At 61.7% G+C, this 18,694-nt stretch carries 14 protein-coding genes and 1 pseudogene; 13 read left to right on the plus strand and 2 right to left on the minus strand.

Annotation, left to right across the window (positions count from 1 at the left end; genetic code table 11):
- The 13 genes and pseudogenes from ACLH0H_RS19320 to ACLH0H_RS19380 all read left to right on the plus strand — a co-directional run bounded on the left by ACLH0H_RS19320 (position 1) and on the right by ACLH0H_RS19380 (position 16,029).
- Entirely contained in the window at positions 1-2,463 is a 2,463-nt protein-coding gene (locus tag ACLH0H_RS19320; protein ID WP_411379229.1) for an FtsX-like permease family protein, read from the plus strand.
- On the plus strand, positions 2,453-3,517 hold the full coding sequence (locus ACLH0H_RS19325; protein ID WP_411379230.1) for a lipocalin-like domain-containing protein: 1,065 nt from the start codon (positions 2,453-2,455) through the stop codon (positions 3,515-3,517). Before ACLH0H_RS19320 ends, ACLH0H_RS19325 begins: the two co-directional genes overlap by 11 nt.
- Before the next feature lie 136 nt (positions 3,518-3,653).
- A complete protein-coding gene (locus tag ACLH0H_RS19330) occupies positions 3,654-4,601 on the plus strand; it encodes a hypothetical protein (protein ID WP_411379231.1) in 948 nt (315 codons plus the stop codon).
- 42 nt (positions 4,602-4,643) lie between these two features.
- Positions 4,644-5,024: a hypothetical protein gene (locus ACLH0H_RS19335; protein ID WP_411379232.1), complete on the plus strand. Its 381-nt coding sequence runs from the start codon at positions 4,644-4,646 to the stop codon at positions 5,022-5,024.
- A 307-nt stretch (positions 5,025-5,331) separates the two neighbouring features.
- A pseudogene (locus tag ACLH0H_RS19340) lies at positions 5,332-5,955 on the plus strand (hypothetical protein); the annotation flags it as partial.
- A 2-nt stretch (positions 5,956-5,957) separates the two neighbouring features.
- Entirely contained in the window at positions 5,958-6,338 is a 381-nt protein-coding gene (locus ACLH0H_RS19345) for a hypothetical protein (RefSeq protein WP_411379233.1), read from the plus strand.
- Between the two features lie 114 nt (positions 6,339-6,452).
- Positions 6,453-7,895, plus strand: a complete 1,443-nt coding sequence (locus ACLH0H_RS19350) for a hypothetical protein (RefSeq protein ID WP_411379234.1) — start codon at positions 6,453-6,455, stop codon at positions 7,893-7,895.
- A 1,180-nt stretch (positions 7,896-9,075) separates the two neighbouring features.
- Positions 9,076-9,999 (plus strand): substrate-binding domain-containing protein, encoded by a 924-nt coding sequence (locus ACLH0H_RS19355; RefSeq protein WP_411379235.1) that lies wholly within the window; start codon positions 9,076-9,078, stop codon positions 9,997-9,999.
- Between the two features lie 63 nt (positions 10,000-10,062).
- Positions 10,063-11,571, plus strand: a complete 1,509-nt coding sequence (locus tag ACLH0H_RS19360) for a sugar ABC transporter ATP-binding protein (RefSeq protein WP_411379236.1) — start codon at positions 10,063-10,065, stop codon at positions 11,569-11,571.
- On the plus strand, positions 11,537-12,529 hold the full coding sequence (locus ACLH0H_RS19365) for an ABC transporter permease (protein WP_411379237.1): 993 nt from the start codon (positions 11,537-11,539) through the stop codon (positions 12,527-12,529). The genes ACLH0H_RS19360 and ACLH0H_RS19365 overlap by 35 nt, the downstream gene beginning before the upstream one ends.
- A 24-nt stretch (positions 12,530-12,553) precedes the next feature.
- On the plus strand, positions 12,554-13,633 hold the full coding sequence (locus ACLH0H_RS19370) for an alcohol dehydrogenase catalytic domain-containing protein (protein ID WP_411379238.1): 1,080 nt from the start codon (positions 12,554-12,556) through the stop codon (positions 13,631-13,633).
- Positions 13,634-13,635: 2 nt separating this feature from the next.
- Positions 13,636-15,168: an FGGY-family carbohydrate kinase gene (locus ACLH0H_RS19375; RefSeq protein WP_411379239.1), complete on the plus strand. Its 1,533-nt coding sequence runs from the start codon at positions 13,636-13,638 to the stop codon at positions 15,166-15,168.
- Positions 15,169-15,306: 138 nt separating this feature from the next.
- Positions 15,307-16,029, plus strand: a complete 723-nt coding sequence (locus ACLH0H_RS19380; RefSeq protein ID WP_411379240.1) for an SDR family oxidoreductase — start codon at positions 15,307-15,309, stop codon at positions 16,027-16,029.
- On the opposite strand, the gene ACLH0H_RS19385 is transcribed toward ACLH0H_RS19380, so the two are convergent.
- Both ACLH0H_RS19385 and ACLH0H_RS19390 read right to left on the minus strand, forming a co-directional pair.
- Positions 16,026-17,030 (minus strand): LacI family DNA-binding transcriptional regulator, encoded by a 1,005-nt coding sequence (locus ACLH0H_RS19385; RefSeq protein WP_411379241.1) that lies wholly within the window; start codon positions 17,028-17,030, stop codon positions 16,026-16,028. The genes ACLH0H_RS19380 and ACLH0H_RS19385 overlap by 4 nt on opposite strands.
- 58 nt (positions 17,031-17,088) lie before the next feature.
- Positions 17,089-17,952: a LysR family transcriptional regulator gene (locus ACLH0H_RS19390; RefSeq protein WP_411379242.1), complete on the minus strand. Its 864-nt coding sequence runs from the start codon at positions 17,950-17,952 to the stop codon at positions 17,089-17,091.
- Positions 17,953-18,694 lie beyond the last annotated feature (742 nt).

Here is an 18,694-nt window from a genome sequence, read left to right on the forward strand (position 1 = left end):
ATGGCCGTGTTCCAGTGGACCTTGCGCGCGCTGCTCAGCCATTGGCGCCGCCACCCCGTGCAGTTTTTCAGCGTGCTCACAGGCCTGTGGCTGGCCACCGCGCTGCTGATCGGCGTGCAAGCTCTGAACAGCCAGGCGCGCGACAGCTACGCCCGCGCCAGCCAGTTGATCGGTGGCGAACCCCAGGCCAGCCTCAGCGCGCCGGACGGTGCCAGTTTCCCCCAGGCGCTGTTTGCCCAGTTGCGCCGCGCCGGATGGCCGGTGTCCCCGGTGGTGCAGGGGCGGGTGCAGCTCAAGGGGCTGGAGGACATACGGCTGCAATTGATGGGCATAGACCCGCTGTCGTTGCCCGGCAGTGGCGCGGTGGCGGGGCAGCGCTTGAGCCAGGCGCAGATGCTGGCGTTTTTTGACCCGCCAGGGCGTACCTGGATTGCGCCGCAGACCTTGCAGGCCTTGGGGCTGCACGAGGGCCAGCAGCCGATCACCCTGAATGGCCACTCGCTGCCGCCGCTGCAAGCCCAGGCGCAGATGGCGCCCGGCCTGTTGCTCACCGACATCGGTTTCGCCCAACCCGTGCTGGACATGCCCGAGCGCCTGTCGCGCCTGCTGCTGGACAACGCCTTCGCCGCCGGCCAGCCCCTGCCGCCCGCCGGGTTGCAACTCAAGCAGGGCGAGGACAATAACCTGGCGCGCCTCACCGAGAGCTTTCACCTTAACCTTGACGCGCTGGGCTTCCTGTCCTTTGTGGTGGGGTTGTTTATCGTGCACGCCGCCATCGGCCTGGCCCTGGAACAACGCCGCGGGTTGCTGCGTACGTTGCGGGCCTGCGGGGTCAGTGTGCGGATGTTGATCCTCAGCCTCAGCGTAGAACTCGGTGTGTTGTCGCTGTTGGGTGGCGTGCTTGGCGTGGCCAGCGGCTACCTGCTGGCCAGCCTGCTGCTGCCGGATGTGGCCGCCAGCCTGCGTGGCCTGTATGGCGCCGAGTTGCCGGGGCAATTGAATCTGAGCCCGTGGTGGTGGGCGGCGGGGCTCGGCTTGAGCCTGTTCGGTGCTTTGCTGGCCGGTGCCAGCAGCCTTTGGCGGGCGGCCCGCTTGCCGTTGCTGGCCCTGGCCAATGCCCAGGCCTGGCATGAGGCGCATGGGCGCTGGTTGCGACGTCAAGGTTGGGTGGCCGGTGCAGCGCTGCTGATCGCCGTGCTGGCGCTGTGGCTGGGTGACAGCCTTGCCGCCGGTTTTGTGCTGATGGCCGCGTTGTTGCTGGGTGCAGCCCTGGGTTTGCCGGTGGTGCTCAATGGCCTGCTCAAGGCGGTATTGGGACGCAGCCGCTCGGTGCTTGGCCAATGGTTTCTCGCCGACTGCCGCCAGCAACTGCCGGCCCTGAGCCTGGCCCTGATGGCGTTGCTCTTGGCCCTGGCCGCGAATATCGGCGCGGGCTCCATGACCTCGGGCTTTCGTCACACCTTCAACAACTGGCTGGAGCAACGTCTCACCGCCGAGCTGTACCTCAACCCGCAAGACCCGGCGCAGGCGCGGCAGCTCGGCGGTTGGCTGGCGCAGCAACCGTTGGTGCGGGCCGTACTGCCCACCTGGCAGGTCGCGGTGCAATTGCAGGGGTGGCCGGCGGACCTGTTTGGGGTGGTCGACGACCCGACCTATCGCCAGCATTGGCCGTTGCTCGAGGCGACAGGCGACCCCTGGGACCAGTTGCAGCAAGGCGACACGCTGATGCTCAGCGAGCAACTGGCGCGCAGGCTCGGTGTGCAGCTCGGCGATACCCTGAGCATCCCCACGCCTCAGGGCGTGTGGGCGCCCAGGTTGGTGGGCATCTACGCCGATTACGGCAACCCCAAGGGCCACGTCCTAGTCAATGCCCACCACTTGCTGGCGCACTGGCCGGGGCTGTCGCCGGCGCGTTTCAACCTGCGCGTGGCACCGTCGGATGTGGCGCCGTTGATACGTGAGGTGCAACGCGAGTTCGCCCTGCAAGACAGCCGCATCATCGATCAACAACAACTCAAGGGCTGGTCCAGCCAGGTGTTCGAACGCACCTTCGCCGCCACGGCCGCGCTCAACAGCCTGACGTTGGGAGTGGCCGGCGTAGCACTGTTTATCAGCCTGTTGACCCAGAGCCAGAGCCGCCTGGGCCAACTTGCACCGCTGTGGGCGCTGGGCGTTACCCGGCGGCAATTGATGCTGCTCAACCTGGGCCAGACCTGGCTGCTGGCGGTGCTTACGCTGGTGCTGGCCTTGCCCCTTGGGCTGCTGTTGGCCTGGTGCCTGGATGCAGTGATCAATGTGCAGGCGTTCGGTTGGCGCCTGCCGTTGCAGGTGTTTCCATGGCAGCTCGCGCAATTACTGGGGCTGGCGTTGCTCGCGACTTTGCTGGCTTCGGCCTGGCCGTTGTGGCAGTTGTACCGCAGCCGTCCGGCGGATTTGTTGAGGACGTTTGCCAATGAAGACTAAGGGCCTGCTGTGGGCGTTTGTGTTGTTATTGGCCGCTTGCGACAAAGCCCCGGCGCCCCAGGAGAGTTTTGCCGGCCTGGGCAGTGATGCGGCGGACTTCGTCCAGGTGGTGCCCGGCAAAGTGTTCAGCTTCCCTGAAGACCATGGCCCTCACGCCGGTTATCGCATTGAGTGGTGGTACGTCACCGCCAACCTCAAGGATGCGCAGGGCAATCTGTTCGGCGTGCAATGGACGCTGTTTCGCAACGCCCTCAAGGCCGGACCGACCCAGGCAGGCTGGCGCGATTCAACCCTCTGGCTTGGCCACGCCGCCGTCACGTCCGCCACCCGCCACTACGCGGCCGAACGCTTCGCCCGAGGTGGCGTCGGCCAGGCCGGCGCCCAGGCGGTGCCGTTCGACGCCTGGATCGACGACTGGACGTTCGCCACCCGCCCCGGCGGCGCCAGCGCATTGTCGGACATGCAACTCAAGGCCGGCGGCGCGCAGTTCGCCTACGACCTGCACCTGACTTCCACACGCCCGTTGGTGCTGCAGGGCGACAACGGCTACAGCCGCAAATCCGACCAGGGTCAGGCGTCGTATTACTACAGCCAGCCGTTTTTCAACGCCAAGGGCAGCGTCAGCATTGACGGCAAGGTCTATCAGGTCACCGGCCCGGCCTGGCTCGACCGCGAATGGAGCAGCCAACCACTGACCGCCAGCCAGACCGGTTGGGACTGGTTCTCCCTGCACCTGGACCGTGGCGAGCAGGTGATGCTGTTCCGCGTGCGGCAAACCGACGGGGCGGCCTACCTGACCGGCACCTGGATCGATCGCGAGGGCCGTACCCAAACCCTGCACAACGCCGACATTCAGCTGACGCCGCTGGAAACCACCGACATCGACGGCCGCAAGATTCCCACACGCTGGTCACTGAAAATTCCGGGTAAACAGCTGGATATCACTACCCGGGCCGTCAACCCCAACGCTTGGATGAACCTGAGTATTCCGTACTGGGAAGGGCCGGTGCAGTTTGAGGGCGGGGTGGGGTATCTGGAGATGACCGGGTATTAACGTGGAGTCTGTAAGTCCTATTTCCACGCTATGTAGGTAAATTCCCAAATGTAATTCCGCTCGCCTGGGCTTGTGTTCGGGGCGTAGGACTTTGCTTATATTTCGATGCCATTTTCTTTGATTCGGAATGAGAGACATGGCGTACGGATATATCACCGAAGGTTTTACGGACTATCAGAGTCTGAAAAGCCGCCTATGGCCTGGGGGCTTGTTGCAAGGGACGGACCATTTTGATGTGTTGAATCAGCACTTGCGCCACGGGATGCTGGAGCCGGGTCAATTAGTGCTGGTTCCCGACGCTTCCAGTGCGACCTGTTCTATCGAGGAAGCTCGGTTGATGCGCTATGCCGAAGAGATTAGTCACAATTTGAAACAGCAGGTCACGGTCGGCAGAGTGGGGTTCGATAACTATGATTTGGTGCAGAGCTTTCTGGCCTATAGCTCGATTGGGGTGGGCAGTGCCACATCGGCATGGCGCCGGCATCTGGATGAAGTGGGGCATACCCTGGAGGAGATTGAACGACTTCACCGGCGGTTGAAGGACGGTGGGTTGGACAGAGACGCTTTCATACGGCAACGCCAAGCGTTGTTTGGTCTATTGGAGACACAACTGCAGGGTGCTGCGCGGTTCGGGACGGGGTTGCGCGGCAATCCGTTAAAAAGAGCGCTTGGAATTTCGACCAAAAGCTACCTGCATCAAGGCGAGATAGCGGGTTATGCGCAGCATGTTCAGAGGATCGCGCAGATGTCGAAGTGGTTGGGCAAAGGGACTTATGTGGGGTTGGCGTTGGATGTGAATGTGGCGGCTTTGGAGATCAAGGAGGCCTGTATGACGGGGAGGGAGGCGCAGTGTCGGAGTGCGAAGTATGTGGAGACGGGGAGGTTGGCGGGTGGGGTGGCAGGGGCTGCGTTTCTGGGTAGGGTTGGCGCAGATGCTGCTCGTCGGGCATGCGTAATGTTCTTAGGCGTTCGCATGAAAGGAAGCGGTGCTCGCTTGTGGCGTCATTGGAGGTGTAGCGGGAGGGACTATCGGAGGCGATGTCGCCGGCGATCGCGGTGCGTTTTTAGGAGGAATGATCCTTGAGATGAATGGTGATTTGATATTCCAGCCAGATGGGACTTAATCATGGGGTTTGTTCTCGTCTACACCATTGTGTGGTTTGTTTGGCTGTTTGTTTCTTTGGGGGTGATGATTTTTGCTGAATATAAAAAGCTCGACGAAGTGGAAAGTTACTTCAGGGAAAACGAAAGGGTCCGCGACAATAAACGCTTCTGGGGCCGGAATCAGTGGATCGACAGGCAGTATCGCATGTTGCTGATTTTCGGGTTCTTTTCAGACTCTAAGCGCTATCTGGAAGCTGGCGTTGTCACTGAGGCCGAACTGGCGTCTGTTCCTTTAGCGCTCAAGCGTTGGGTAGTGTGGCCCTATTACATGGGCTACGTTTGGGCCCTCGAGACGCTAATCTGGGCCTTGTGGCGCTGGTGGTGCGACATCCCCATTCCATAGGGCCACGTCTTTGGCCGCTTGCGACAAAACGCCTGCGCCCCAGGAGAGCTTTGCCGGCTTGGTCAGTGATGCGGCGGACTTTGTCCAAGTGGTGCCCGGCAAAGTGTTCAGCTTCCCAGAAGACCATGGCCTCACGCCGGCTATCGCATTGGACGGGGCGGCCTACCTGACCGACACCTGGAACGATCGCGAGGGCCGCACTCAAACCCTGCACAATGCCGACATCCAACTGACGCCGCTGGAAACCACCGACATCGACGGCCGTAAAGTTCCTACACGCTGGTCGCCGAAAAATCCGGGCAGACAGCTGGAGGAGATTGAGCGGCTTCACCGGCGGCTGATGGACGGTGGGTTGGGCAGAGACGCTTTCATACGGCAACGCCGAGCGTTGTTTGGTCTATTGGAGACGTAACTGCAAGGCGCGGCACGGTTTGGTACAGGGTTGCGGGGCAATGAGTCGTTGAAGAAGGTGTTGGGGATTTCGACCAAGGGCTATTTGCACAAGGGAGAGATCGCGGGGTATGCGAAGCGGATTCGCGAGATTGCGCAGATGTCGGAGTGGTTGGGCAAGGGGACTTATGTGGGGTTGGCGCTGGATGTTGGGGTGACGGGGCTGGAGATCAGGGAGGCGTGCGTGACGGGGAGGGAGGCGCAGTGTCGGAGTGCGAAGTATGTGGAGACGGGGAGGTTGGCGGGTGGGGTGGCAGGGGCTGCTTTTCTGGGAGAGTTGGGTGCAAAAGCTGCTGTTCGAGCATGCAAAATGATTTTAGGCGTTCGACTTAAAGGAAACGGTGAACTCGCTTGCGGGGTCATTGGAGGTGTAGCGGGAGGGACTACCGGAGGCAATGCGATAGGCGAATTTGGTTCGCTTCTAGGAGGGAAGATCATGGAAGTTAATGGGGATTTGATATTCCAGCCTGAGGGGGCGTAACCGTGGATTTGTTTCTCGTTTACTCGGTGGCGCTGGCTGTTTGGTTGGCTTTTTCCGCGGGGGTGGTGATTTTTGCTAAATATAAAAAGCTCGACGAAGTGGAAAGTTACTTCAGTGAAAACGAAAGGGTCCGTGACAATAAACGTTTCTGGGGCCGAAATCAGTGGATCGACAGGCAGTATCGCATGTTGCTGATTTCCGAGTTCTTTTCAGACTCCCAGCGCTATCTGGAAGCCGGCGTTGTCACTGAGGCCGAACTGGCGTCTGTTCCTTTAGCGCTCAAGCGTTGGATGGTGTGGCCCTATTACCTCTTGTACATTTTGGCCGTCGGGACGGCAATCTGGACGTTCTGGCGCTGGTGGTGCGACATCCCCATTCCATAGGAGTTAGTATTTTTCATCAGAAATACTGTACATCCGTACAGTTATATCCTACATTCCATCCCAGGTGACCGGATGTCACCTGACCTTCAGTTTTTAACTATGGATGGATAAAAAATGAAATCGAAAAAAGCCTTTATGCTCGGCGCGGCCATGGCGGCCTCCTGCTTCGTTTCGGCCTTTGCCCTGGCCGAGCAAACCCCTCAAAAACTCAGCGCAGAAGCGGTCAGGCAGGCCGTGGATAAAGCGCTCAAATCCGGCGGCAAGCTGGACGCGGCGAAGGTCCCGGCCAGCCTCAAGCAAAAACTTCAGGCAGCCCAGGCCGGCCAGTCCAAGGCTGTCACCCAGACGGTTAAGACCGCGCCTTTCAATACCGTCATCGCCGAGTTGAAAAAACCGAGCCAGGCCGCGCCGAAAAGTGCTGCCGTCGCTGCCTTCGAGCCGCTGTTTCCCACCCTGGACATCAACACCCTCTACACCATTGACGGCGTAGGGCAGGGTGAGGAGTTCGCCTATCACTTCAACCTGCCGCAGAACGCGCGGATCCAGGTGCAGCTGGTCAACCAGAGCGCGGGCACCGATATGTCGCTGACGCTGTTCCAGGACGACGGCCAGGGTAACCTCAGCGTAGTGGGCTCATCGGATGCGGCGGACAGTGCCGATGAATACCTCGACGGTGTGTTGCCGGCCGGTGATTACTACTGGTACATGGTGGCCAAGGTGGCGAGCAGCTCGCAGTTCAGCTTTGGCGTGGCGGTAGACGCCAACATCGATGCCTACGAGCCCAACGATACGGCGCAGACAGCCTTTGTGCTGCCGGACTCGATGAACAAGGTCACTGGCAACCTCGACAACGCCAACGATGTCGATTACTTCGACTTCAAGGCGGTGCGCGGCCAAAGTGTGAGCATGTACCTGGCCGGCGACGAGAACGGCAGCCGTGAGCAGTGGATTTTCGACCGTTTCGATGGCACCAACTGGGTCACCGTGCCGGCCGGCTCCACCTCGACTTACCCAAGTGTTACGCCGGGCACTACCGTGAAAGTGCGTGTGCGGGCCAACCCTGGGGTGGCGCAGGACCCGACCAAGGCCTATCAGCTGAGCTTGGGTTCCACACCGCGTTTGAATACCTCGGACGTGAAGGGGGACAACATCGTGCGGGTGCCGGCATCGATATATTGGATGGCGACCCAGGCCGCACGGACCTTGACCTGGTCCACCAACTGGTCCGACTCCACGGGTACACCGCTGCTGGGTGTCACGCCGGTGTTGCGTGTCGACAAGCACTTCGAAGGGGCCGATTTCAACTGGACCGACTTCAGGGCCACCACCGACAGTTCGGGCACGTCCAAGGCCACCGCCGGTCTCGGTGAGTGCTTCGGCGAAAACCGTGTGCAGTTCGCGGATAGCAGCACGGGCGTTTCCTACAACTGGGACACTACCTTCAACTTCGGTGGCTGGCGGATAGAGCTGGACGAGTTCCCGGGTGTGGGCGTGGGGGGTGATAATGTGTCTTACGTGACCTTTGGGCATATCTGCACCCAAGACATCATCCATTGATTCAATGGTGTAAATAAATCGGGGGGCAGCCTGACAGGGCTGTCCCCCTTTTTGTTGGGAAAGTGAGATGGGTATCTGACGTGGCGGCCTTCGGGCTGACCAGGCTGTTGTTGTTGTTGTTGTTGTTGTTGTTGTTGTTGACCGTGTACATATCCGTTATTTAGGTAACGGCGGCTATGGGTTCCGCCCTTACGGCGGGTCACTTTTTGAAGGACCGGAATGCCGGCCCCAAAAAGTAACCAAAAAGTCCTCGCCCCACCACTCGTTGCCTCGCCTAGGCTCGGCATGCCCGTAATCCGACACTGATTTGGGGGGACGCCGCCCAGGCGCCATCCATGGCGCGTGGGCGGCTAAACCGGCATCCCTGCCGGTTTACCCCCCAAATCACTGTCGAATTCCGGCCAGCGTGGTTGACGGGGCGATTCGAGATCAAAAGCCAGAGCGCGGCGGCCTTAGAGCCGACCGGTGATGGGGCTGGTGTACTCGGTTAAAACTGTGGGAGGGGGCTTAAAATTTATCAACTGACCCATCCTCATCGGGGCATAGGTATCTACACAACTTTCAACGACTCAAAAGTATCCCTGTAGTGAGCGGGCTTGCCCCGCGCTGGGTGGCGAAGCCGCCCCAAACCAGGCGACCGAATTCTACCTGAAGCTCGGCGATGCCTTTATTGGGGCGGCTTCGCCACCCAGCGCGGGGCAAGCCCGCTCACTACAAAGATGTGTAGATACCTATGCTCATCGGGGGCAAGCGCCTTCCAAAGTTTGATCTCTGTACATCAGGTAGACCTCAGGCTGTTCTGGCTCTGCTCTTGATCTGGCTTTTGATTTTGATCTCAGGCGCCCCGTCAACCACGCTGGCCGGAGTGAGGGCACACCGAGCCTAAGCGAGGTGCCGAGTGGCGGGGCAAGAGCGTTTTGCTTACTTTTGCGCTCTTCAAAAGTGAGCCGCTGTAAGAGCGGAACCAATAGCCGCCGTGACCCAAATAACGGATATGTACACCGTCAACCCCAACCAGCCTGGTCGGCTCGAAGGCCGCCACGGTAGCCAACTCCCACCCACATTCGTACCTCGACCGACCAATGGCCCCTTGCACACGTCTCATTTCCTTGCTAGCTTCTGACAAAATGTTAACGATAACATTTGCTCTAAAAATAAAAACAAAACAGAGAACCATGCCATGAAAATGCTTCCGAAAACCCTGTGTTTATTGGCTGTAAGCATCACCCTCGGCACCGCTGCTCCCGCTTTCGCCGAGGCTGCCAAGCCGATCCGCATCGGCGCGTCCTTCCAGGAAATCAACAACCCCTATTTCGTCACCATGAAAAACGCCCTGGAAGAAGCCGGGGCGAGCATCGGCGCGAAAGTGATCATCACCGACGCCCGCCATGACGTGTCCAAGCAGGTCAGTGATGTCGAAGACATGCTGCAAAAAGGCATCGATATCCTGCTGATCAACCCCACCGATTCGGTGGGCGTGCAGTCGGCCGTCAAATCCGCCCACGCCGCCGGTGTGGTGGTCGTGGCGGTCGATGCCCAGGCGGAAGGGCCGCTGGACTCCTTTGTCGGTTCGAAAAACTTCGACGCCGGCTTCCAGGCCTGTGAATACCTGGCCAAGAACATCGGTGGCAAAGGCAATATCGCGATCCTCGACGGCATTGCCGTGGTGCCGATCCTGGAGCGCGTGCGCGGTTGCAAAGAGGCCGTGGCCAAGCATCCGGACATGAAGATTGTCAGCATCCAGAACGGCAAGCAGGAACGTGACCAGGCGCTGACGGTCACCGAGAACATGCTGCAGGCCCAGCCCACCCTCAAGGGCATTTTCAGCGTGAATGACAACGGCTCGCTCGGCGCGCTGTCGGCCATCGAAGCCAGCGGCATGGACGTGAAACTGGTCAGCGTCGACGGCGCACCGGAGGCGATCAAGGCCATTCAGAAGCCCGGCAGCAAGTTCATCGCCACCTCGGCGCAATACCCGCGCGATCAGATCCGCCTCGCCCTGGGCATCGCCCTGGCCAAGAAGTGGGGCGCGCACGTGCCGGCCACGGTTCCGGTGGACATCACCCTGATCGACCAGGCCAAGGCCAAGGATTTCAGCTGGTAAGTCACCCAGGCCCCACGCAACCCGTGGGGCTTGAGGTTTCCTTCTGAATACGAGGTCGGCGGTATGAGCAGTCTTCTGAAGCTGGAAAACATCTGTAAGCGTTACCCGGGCGTGCAGGCGCTCAAGTCCATCAACCTGCAGGTCGAGCGCGGCGAAATCCACGCCTTGCTCGGCGAAAACGGCGCGGGCAAATCCACCCTGATGAAGATCCTCGGCGGCGTCGAGCATCAGGACGAAGGCCGCATATTGATCGATGGCCAGGTACAGCAATTCTCGACTTACCGCGACGCGATTGCCGCCGGCATCGGCATCGTGTTCCAGGAATTCAGCCTGATTCCTTACCTCACGGCGGTGGAAAACATCTTCCTCGGCCACGAATTGAGCAACCGTTTCGGCCTGTTGCGCAAGCGCGAAATGGTTGAGAAATCCGAGGCGTTGTTCAAGCGCCTGGGCGTCAGCATTAACCTGCAATGTGCGGTCAAGCACCTGAGCGTGGCCGAGCAGCAGTTCGTCGAAATCGCCAAGGCCCTGGCCCTGGATGCGCGCCTGCTGGTGCTCGATGAGCCCACCGCGACGCTCACGCCCAGCGAAGCCGAGCTGCTGTTCGGGATCATGCGCGAGCTCAAGCGCCAGGGCGTGGCGGTGATTTTCATCTCCCATCACCTGGAGGAGATTTTCCAGGTGTGCGACCGCATCAGCGTGTTGCGCGACGGCGGCAACGTGGGCGTCACCGAGGTGGCCGACAGCGACATCGACCGCCTGGTCGAGATGATGGTCGGGCGCCGCCTGGAATGCAGTTTCCCGCCCAAACCCACCACCGAACGCGGCCCGCTGTTGCTGGAGGTCAAGCACATCCAGCTGGTGCGCAATGGTCCGCGCAACAGTTTCCAACTGCACAAGGGCGAGATCCTCGGCTTTGCCGGATTGGTCGGCTCCGGCCGCACCGAACTGGCCCTGGGCATGATGGGCGCGCTGCCGTCGGTGAGCAAAGACGTGTGGCTGCGCGGTGAAAAAATCACCCTTGACGACCCGGCGCAAGCGCTCGCCCACGGCATCGGCCTGCTCCCGGAAAGCCGCAAGAGCGAAGGGCTGATCACCGACTTCAGCATCCGCGAAAATATCTCGCTGAACAACCTGCCCAAATACCAGAACGCCTCGGGCCTGATCGACAAAAGCCGCGAATGCGCCAGCGTCGAGGGCCTGATGAAACAGCTGTCGATCAAGGCCCCCAGCAGCGAAAGCCGGGTATTCAACCTCAGCGGCGGCAACCAGCAGAAGGTCGTGATCGCACGCTGGATCAACCACCACTGCGATGTGCTGGTGTTCGACGAACCCACCCGTGGCATCGATGTCGGCGCCAAGGCGCAGATCTACGCGCTGATGCGCAGCCTCACCGAACAGGGCTACGCAATCATCATGATCTCCTCCGAATTGCCGGAGGTCATCGGCATGTGCGACCGCGTTGCGGTGTTCCACAAGGGCGCCATCGTCAAGGTACTCGAAGCGTCTGCCGTCAATCCTCAAGAGGTCATGCGCCATGCAACAGGGGGCTCAAGTGAATATGTCCATTAGCCGCGGCGATAACAGCCGGCTGCGCCTGAACCTGGCGCGGCTGCTGCGCTCGCCGGCGTTCTATCCGTTTGTGGGGCTGGTAGTGGTGACGCTGGTGATGATCCTGGCCAGCGACACCTTCCTCACCGCCAGCAACCTGTCGAACATTGCCCGGCAAGTGTCGATCAACGCAATTATCGCGGTGGGCATGACCTGCGTGATTCTCACCGGCGGCATCGATTTGTCGGTGGGGCCGGTGATGGCCTTGTCCGGCACGCTCACCGCCGGCTTGATGGTCGCCGGTTTGCCGCCAGGCGTGGCGATTGGCGCGGGGATGCTGGTCGGCGTGGCCTTCGGCATTGGCAACGGCCTGTTCGTGGCCTACCTGCACATGCCACCGATCATCGTCACTCTCGCGACCATGGGCATCGCCCGGGGCCTGGGCCTGATGTACACCGACGGCTACCCGATTTCCGGGTTGCCGGACTGGTTTGCGTTCTTTGGCCGCGAAAGCCTGTTCGGTATCCAGGTGCCGATCCTGATCATGCTGATCACGTACCTGGCCGCTTATGTGCTGCTGCAACACACGCGCATCGGCCGCTACATCTACGCCATCGGCGGCAATGAAGAAGCGGTGCGTTTGTCTGGCGTACGGGCGGCGCGCTTCAAGTTGCTGGTGTACGGCATCAGCGGCCTCACGGCGGCGATTGCCGGGCTGGTATTGACCTCACGCCTGATGAGCGGCCAGCCGAATGCCGGCGTGTCGTTCGAACTGGATGCGATTGCCGCCGTGGTGCTGGGCGGTGCATCGATAGCCGGCGGGCGCGGGGTGATTATCGGCACGTTGCTCGGCGCCATGCTGCTGGGCGTGTTGAACAACGGGCTGAACATGCTCGGCGTGTCGCCCTACGTCCAGAGCGTCATCAAGGGCGGGATCATTTTGCTGGCGATCTTTATCAGCCGTCAGCGCCATAAATAAACTCCTCAAGACAGGTCAGAAATCATGGACAAGCTCACCCAAATGCAAGCCGTCGTCTGCCACGGCCCCAAAGACTATCGCCTGGAACGCATCGGCAAACCCCAGGCGCGCGCCAATGAACTGGTGATCCGTATCGCCGCCTGTGGCATCTGCGCCAGTGACTGCAAGTGCCATTCTGGCGCGGCGATGTTCTGGGGCGGCGACAACCCGTGGGTCAAGGCGCCCGTCGTGCCGGGGCACGAGTTTTTTGGCTATGTGGAGCAAGCGGGCGAGGGCGCCGCAGAGCACTTCGAGGTCGCGGTGGGCGACAAAGTGATCGCCGAGCAGATCGTGCCGTGCGCCAAGTGCCGCTTCTGTAAATCCGGCAAGTACTGGATGTGCGAAGTGCACAACATTTTCGGCTTCCAGCGTGAGGTGGCCGAAGGCGGCATGGCCCAGTACATGCGCATCCCCAAGACGGCCATCGTGCACAAGATTCCCGCATCGGTGTCGCTGGAAGACTCGGCGCTGGTGGAGCCCATGGCGTGCTCGATCCACACGGTCAACCGCGGCGACATCCAGCTCGACGACGTGGTGGTGATCGCCGGTGCCGGCACCCTCGGCCTGTGCATGGTCCAGGTCGCCGCGTTGAAAACCCCGAAGAAACTGGTGGTGATCGACATGGTCGACGAGCGCCTTGAGCTGGCAAAAAAATTCGGCGCCGACGTGGTGATCAACCCGACGCGCGACAACGCCCGCGAAATCATCAACAGCCTGACCGACAACTACGGTTGTGACGTGTATATCGAAACCACCGGCGTGCCGGCCGGCGTCACCCAGGGCCTGGATCTGATCCGCAAGCTCGGGCGTTTTGTCGAGTTCAGCGTGTTCGGCGCCGAGACCAGCGTCGACTGGTCGATCATCGGCGACCGCAAGGAGCTGGACGTGCGCGGCGCGCATCTCGGGCCTTACTGCTACCCGATCGCCATCGACCTGTTCGAGCGCGGCCTGGTGACGTCCAAAGGCATCGTCACCCATGACTTCCCACTGGATGACTACGCCGAAGCGTTCGAGTTGGCCAACTCGACCAAATCGATCAAGGTGCTGTTGAAGCCGGTGGCCTGACGATGAACTACGTGATGGGTGTCGACATAGGGACCCAGAGCACCAAGGCACTGCTGGTCGATGCGCACGGCGCGATCATCGCCCAGCATAGCCAGGGGTATCGCGTGGATACCCCCAGAGTGCGCTGGGCCGAGCAATGGCCGCAGGTCTGGCTGGACGCTGTCGAAGCCTGTGTGTCGCAGTGCATGGCCAAGGCCGGCGTGGCGGCGCAACAGGTCAAGGCGCTGTGCATCAGCAGCCTGTATGGCGGCTCGGGGATTGCGGTGGATGCGCAGATGACACCGCTGCACCCGTGCCTGATCTGGATGGACCGCCGCGCCGGCGAGCAGGTGGCCTGGGTGCGCGAGCAGGTGGACCTTGAACGCTTGTTCGAGGTCACCGGCAACTCGGTGGACAGCTACTACGGGTTCACCAAGATGCTCTGGCTCAAACAGCACCAGCCTCAGGTGTGGGCGAAAACGCGCTACCTGCTGCCGCCCAACAGCTACATCAACTGGTGCCTCACCGGTGAGCTGGCGGTGGACCACAGCAGCGCCGGCAATATCGGCGGTGTCTACGACGTGAAGGCGCGCGGCTGGTCTGTCGAGATGCTCGATACCCTGGGAATTCCACCGGCAATGATGCCGCAGCGCCTGGTGTATTCCGGCGAGGTGGTCGGCGGTTTGCTCCAGACATGGGCGCAGCGCCTGGGCCTGCACGCCGGCACGCCGATTCTCGCCGGCGGCGTCGACGCCGCCATGGCGACGTTGGCGGCGGGCGTTACGCAGCCGGGTAACCATGTGGCGATGATCGGCACCAGCATGTGCTGGGGCTACCTGAACCAACAGGTGGACGCCCATCACGGCTTGGTGAGCATGCCCCACGTCTACAACGGCCACCGCGACCTGTACATCTTCGGCGGCGCGATCACGGCCGGCGCTTCGGTCAGCTGGTTTCGCGAACAGTTCTGCCAGGCCGAAGAGCAACAGGCCAAGGCCACCGGCCAGGACAGCCTGGTGCTGCTGGAGCAGAGCGCGATGAACGTCCCGGCGGGTAGCGAAGGCTTGCTGTTCCTGCCGTACCTGATGGGCGAACGCAGCCCGGTGTGGGATGACCGCGCCAGTGGCAGCTTTGTCGGGCTGAACCTGTACCACAGCCGAATCCACCTGTACCGCGCCGTGCTTGAAGGGGTCAGTTTTGCCCTGCGGCATAACATCGAAGCCGGCACCCGCGGCGCGCATTCGCTGGACCCGCGTTTGATCGTGGTGGGCGGCGCCAGCCATTCGGACCTGTGGATGCAGATCATCGCGGACGTGACGCGGTACCCGGTGTACACCATTGTCCAGGAAGTGGAAGCAGCGTTGGGTGCGGCCTTGTTGGCTGCGCATACCGTGGGGTTGGTGAGTGACGGGGCGATGGAGAAGGGCTGGGTCCAGCTGCAGCTGAGGGCTGAGCCCAAGGCGCAACACGTTGAGGCGTATGACCTGGCGTTTGCCGAGTACCTGAAGTTGTATCCGGCCCTGAAACCGATCATGCACAACCTGCAAACCCACTGATTCACCAAGATCCAAAATGTGGGAGCGGGCTTGCTCGCGAATGCGGTGGATCAGCCATGGATGTATTGACTGACCCACCGCCTTCGCGAGCAAGCCCGCTCCCACAGGGGGATCTTCATTGCCTTAGAGAATGTCGCCATGGCCACTTTTGACTTCACCCACCACCGCATCCTCGTCACCGGCGCCAGCAGCGGCATTGGCCGCGAAATCGCCCTGCAACTGATCGCCAGCGGCGCCGAGGTCTTTGCCCTTGGCCGCGACGCGCAGGCCCTGGCCGGGCTCGGCTGCCATAGCCTGTGCCTGGACATCGCCGACAGCGCCGCCCTCGACACAGCCCTGCAAGACCTGCCGCCGTTGCACGGGCTGGTCAATTGCGCCGGAATTTCGCGGCTGGAGCCGGCGGCGGCGATCAGCGCCGAGGCGTTCGACCAGGTGATGAACGTCAACGCCCGCGCCGCCGCGCAAGTCGCCAGCCGCGTGGCGGCCAGGATGATCGAGGCACGGATCGCCGGCAGCATCGTCAACGTCTCCAGCCAGGCCTCGCTGGTGGCGCTGGACGATCACCTCGGCTACTGCGCGTCCAAGGCCGCGCTGGATGCGATCACCCGCGTGCAATGCGCCGAATGGGGGCGCTTCGGAATTCGCGTCAACAGCGTCAACCCCACGGTCACGCTGACGCCGATGGCGGCCATGGCCTGGTCCGAGCCGTCCAAGCGCGACCCGGCGCTGGCGGCCATCCCGTTGGGGCGGTTTGCCGAAACCGTGGAAGTCGCCTTGCCGGTGCTGTTCCTGCTGAGCCGCGCCGCCAGCATGATCAGCGGCGTCAGCCTGCCCATCGACGGCGGCTACACCAGCCGCTAGCCGTTTTCCAGGCGGCCGGCGATCACCACCTTGTCCCGTGGCTTGTGCGGGTCTTGCAGGCGGTCGAGCAACAGGCGCACCGCGCTGCTGCCGGCCAACGATGCATCATGGGCCACGCAGGCGATGGGCACGCCGAAGATATCGGCGAAGGGCAGGCGGTCGATGCCGCAGATAGTCAGGCTGTCGTGGGGGATGTTGTGCATGCGCAACGCGCGCAGCGCGCCGAGGGTGATCAATTGGTTGAAGCCCATGATCGCGTCCGGCGCCGCGTGCTCGGCCAGGTAGTCGAGGGTGTGCAGGTAGGACGGCATCAGCGTGTAGTCGCCGGCCTGCACTTCGACGTGCACCTGGGGGTGTTCGGCCAGCACTTCGCGCAGGCCCTTGAGGCGTTCGACGGTGATGCGCGAGTGCTCGGGCCCGGTCAGCACCAGCAGGCGCTTGAGATGGGGTGTCTGGCGCAGCAGGTAATGCGCGGCCTGGATACCGCTGTGGTAATTGTCGAGCACTACGCGGCTGAACGGGCTGTCATGCAGCGTGCGGTCGAGCAGCACCACCGGCGTCTTGCCGTTGCCCAGGCGTTCCAGGTAGTCGGGTTGGTAGCTCGGCTCGTCGGAGACCGGCGACAGGATGATCCCCGCCACGCGGTAGCCCAGCAGGGTGTCCACCGCCTTGCTTTCCAGTTCTTCCAGCTCGTCGGTGTCCACCAGCATGATGGTGTAGCCGTGCTGCTTGGCCTCACGGGAAATCGCCTTGATCATTTCGCTGTAGAACGGGTTGTCCACGGACGCGGTGATCACGCCGATGATCAGGCTTTCACTGCGCTTGAGCCCGCGTGCGAAGGCGTTGGGCACGTAGTCCAGTTCCCGCGCCACTTCGAGGATGCGCGCCAGGGTGGCGGGCTTGACCAGGTCGGGTTTGCTCAGCGCACGGGACACGGTGATGGTGGTCATGCCGACGCGTTTGGCGATGTCGCTGATGGTGACGGGCTTTTTCTTGTTCATCGATAAGGCTGCGAAAGGACACACCCGCAGGCTAGCATGCGCACGGGCGCAGGGTGATTCAAATCAACGGGTCCCAGCGCTGCGACCAGTCACTTTCGGCCTTGACCACTTCGCGCAGCAACGCCAGTGCCTGTTGCAACACCGCCGAATCCCGCGCCCGCGAATACACCAGGTAGGTGGGGAAACTGAATTCCGGCGCCTTGGGCACACGCTGCATCACGCCGCTGTCCAGGTAGCTCTGCACCACACGGGTACGGAAATAGCCGGCGCCGCCGTTCTCGAGGATGTACTGCAACGCCAGCGGCCCGAGGTTGAAACTCAGCGCGGCGCGGGCCTTGTCGGGAAGGGCGGCGTCATGCTGCTGGCGAAAACCCGGGCCCCAGTCGATATACACATACGGGTCCGGCATGCTGACCAACTGCACCAGGATCAGTTTTTCTTCCAGCACCTGCTCCACTTGCAAGCCCGGCCAGTAGTGCGGCTGGAACACCAGTGCGGCGTCGAGCACGCCCAGTTCCAGCTGGCGCAGCAGGTAGTCGCCTTCACGCACTTCGGTGCGCAGCGCATGCCCTGGGATGTGCTGGCGCAGGGCCTGGGCCCAGCCGAGCATCAACGGGTTGCACAGGCTGACCTCGCCACCGATGTGCAGCACATTGCGATAGCCCTCCGGCAACGGCAGGTCACGCTTGGCGGCTTCCCAGGTTTGCAGCAGTTGGTTGGCGTACACCACGAAGGCCTCGCCGTCGGCGGTCAGCCTGGCGCCTGCGCGGTTGCGCACGAACAGCGTACTGCCGAGCTGGTTTTCCAGGTTTTTTACCCGTGCAGTGATGGCGGTCTGGGTGACGTGCAGTTTCTCGGCGGCGGCGGCCAGGCTGCCGCAGCGGGTGATTTCGAGGAAGGTGCGTGCCAGTTCGATGTCCATGAAGCCCCCGGGAGATGAATGGGGGGCATTGTAGAGTGATGGCGGATAGGATGCGATTGGTGTGGGGGGGCGGCTAAACCGGCATCCCTGCCGGTTTACCCCCCAAATCAATATCGAATTCCGGCCAGCGTGGTTGACGGGGTGATCCGAGATCAAAAGCAAAAGCGCGGCGGCCTTAGAGCCGACCGGTGATGGGGCTGGTGTACTCGGTTAAAACTGTGGGAGGGGGCTTGCCTGCGAAGACGTCTGCCCAGCAAACATTGATGTTGACTGATCCACCGCTTTCGCGAGCAAGCCCGCTCCCACAGGGGATTGCGCTTAACTGACTGGCATTAGGGCTTGCCCCCGATGGTGGTGGGTCAGCTAAAAATTTATCAACTGACCCACCCTCATCGGGGCATGGGTATCTACACAACTCTCAACGACTGAAAAGTATCCCTGTAGTGAGCGGGCTTGCCCCGCGCTGGGTGGCGAAGCCGCCCCAATAAAGGCATCGCCGAGCTAGAGGTAGAACCCGGCCGCCTGGTTTGGGGCGGCTTCGCCACCCAGCGCGGGGCAAGCCCGCTCACTACAAAAACGTGTAGATACCTATGCTCATCGTGGGCAAACCCCCTTCCACAGTTTGATCTCTGTACATCAGGTAGACCTAAGGCTGCTCTGGCTCTGGCTCCGGCTTTGCTTTTGATCTGGCTTTTGATTTTGATCTCAGGCGCCCCGTCAACCACGCTGGCCGGAGTGAGGG

The sequence above is a fragment of the Pseudomonas sp. MPB26 genome (assembly GCF_046605355.1).
Lineage (GTDB): Bacteria > Pseudomonadota > Gammaproteobacteria > Pseudomonadales > Pseudomonadaceae > Aquipseudomonas > Aquipseudomonas cedrina.

Bases quoted from the DNA above. Each gene is read 5' to 3' on its own strand.
- ACLH0H_RS19320 (WP_411379229.1), top strand. From the start codon at position 1: ATGGCCGTGTTCCAGTGGACCTTGCGCGCGCTGCTCAGCCATTGGCGC.
- ACLH0H_RS19325 (WP_411379230.1), top strand. From the start codon at position 2,453: ATGAAGACTAAGGGCCTGCTGTGGGCGTTTGTGTTGTTATTGGCCGCT.
- ACLH0H_RS19330 (WP_411379231.1), top strand. From the start codon at position 3,654: ATGGCGTACGGATATATCACCGAAGGTTTTACGGACTATCAGAGTCTG.
- ACLH0H_RS19335 (WP_411379232.1), top strand. From the start codon at position 4,644: ATGGGGTTTGTTCTCGTCTACACCATTGTGTGGTTTGTTTGGCTGTTT.
- ACLH0H_RS19350 (WP_411379234.1), top strand. From the start codon at position 6,453: ATGAAATCGAAAAAAGCCTTTATGCTCGGCGCGGCCATGGCGGCCTCC.
- ACLH0H_RS19355 (WP_411379235.1), top strand. From the start codon at position 9,076: ATGAAAATGCTTCCGAAAACCCTGTGTTTATTGGCTGTAAGCATCACC.
- ACLH0H_RS19360 (WP_411379236.1), top strand. From the start codon at position 10,063: ATGAGCAGTCTTCTGAAGCTGGAAAACATCTGTAAGCGTTACCCGGGC.
- ACLH0H_RS19365 (WP_411379237.1), top strand. From the start codon at position 11,537: ATGCAACAGGGGGCTCAAGTGAATATGTCCATTAGCCGCGGCGATAAC.
- ACLH0H_RS19370 (WP_411379238.1), top strand. From the start codon at position 12,554: ATGGACAAGCTCACCCAAATGCAAGCCGTCGTCTGCCACGGCCCCAAA.
- ACLH0H_RS19375 (WP_411379239.1), top strand. From the start codon at position 13,636: ATGAACTACGTGATGGGTGTCGACATAGGGACCCAGAGCACCAAGGCA.
- ACLH0H_RS19380 (WP_411379240.1), top strand. From the start codon at position 15,307: ATGGCCACTTTTGACTTCACCCACCACCGCATCCTCGTCACCGGCGCC.
- ACLH0H_RS19385 (WP_411379241.1), bottom strand. From the start codon at position 17,030: ATGAACAAGAAAAAGCCCGTCACCATCAGCGACATCGCCAAACGCGTC.
- ACLH0H_RS19390 (WP_411379242.1), bottom strand. From the start codon at position 17,952: ATGGACATCGAACTGGCACGCACCTTCCTCGAAATCACCCGCTGCGGC.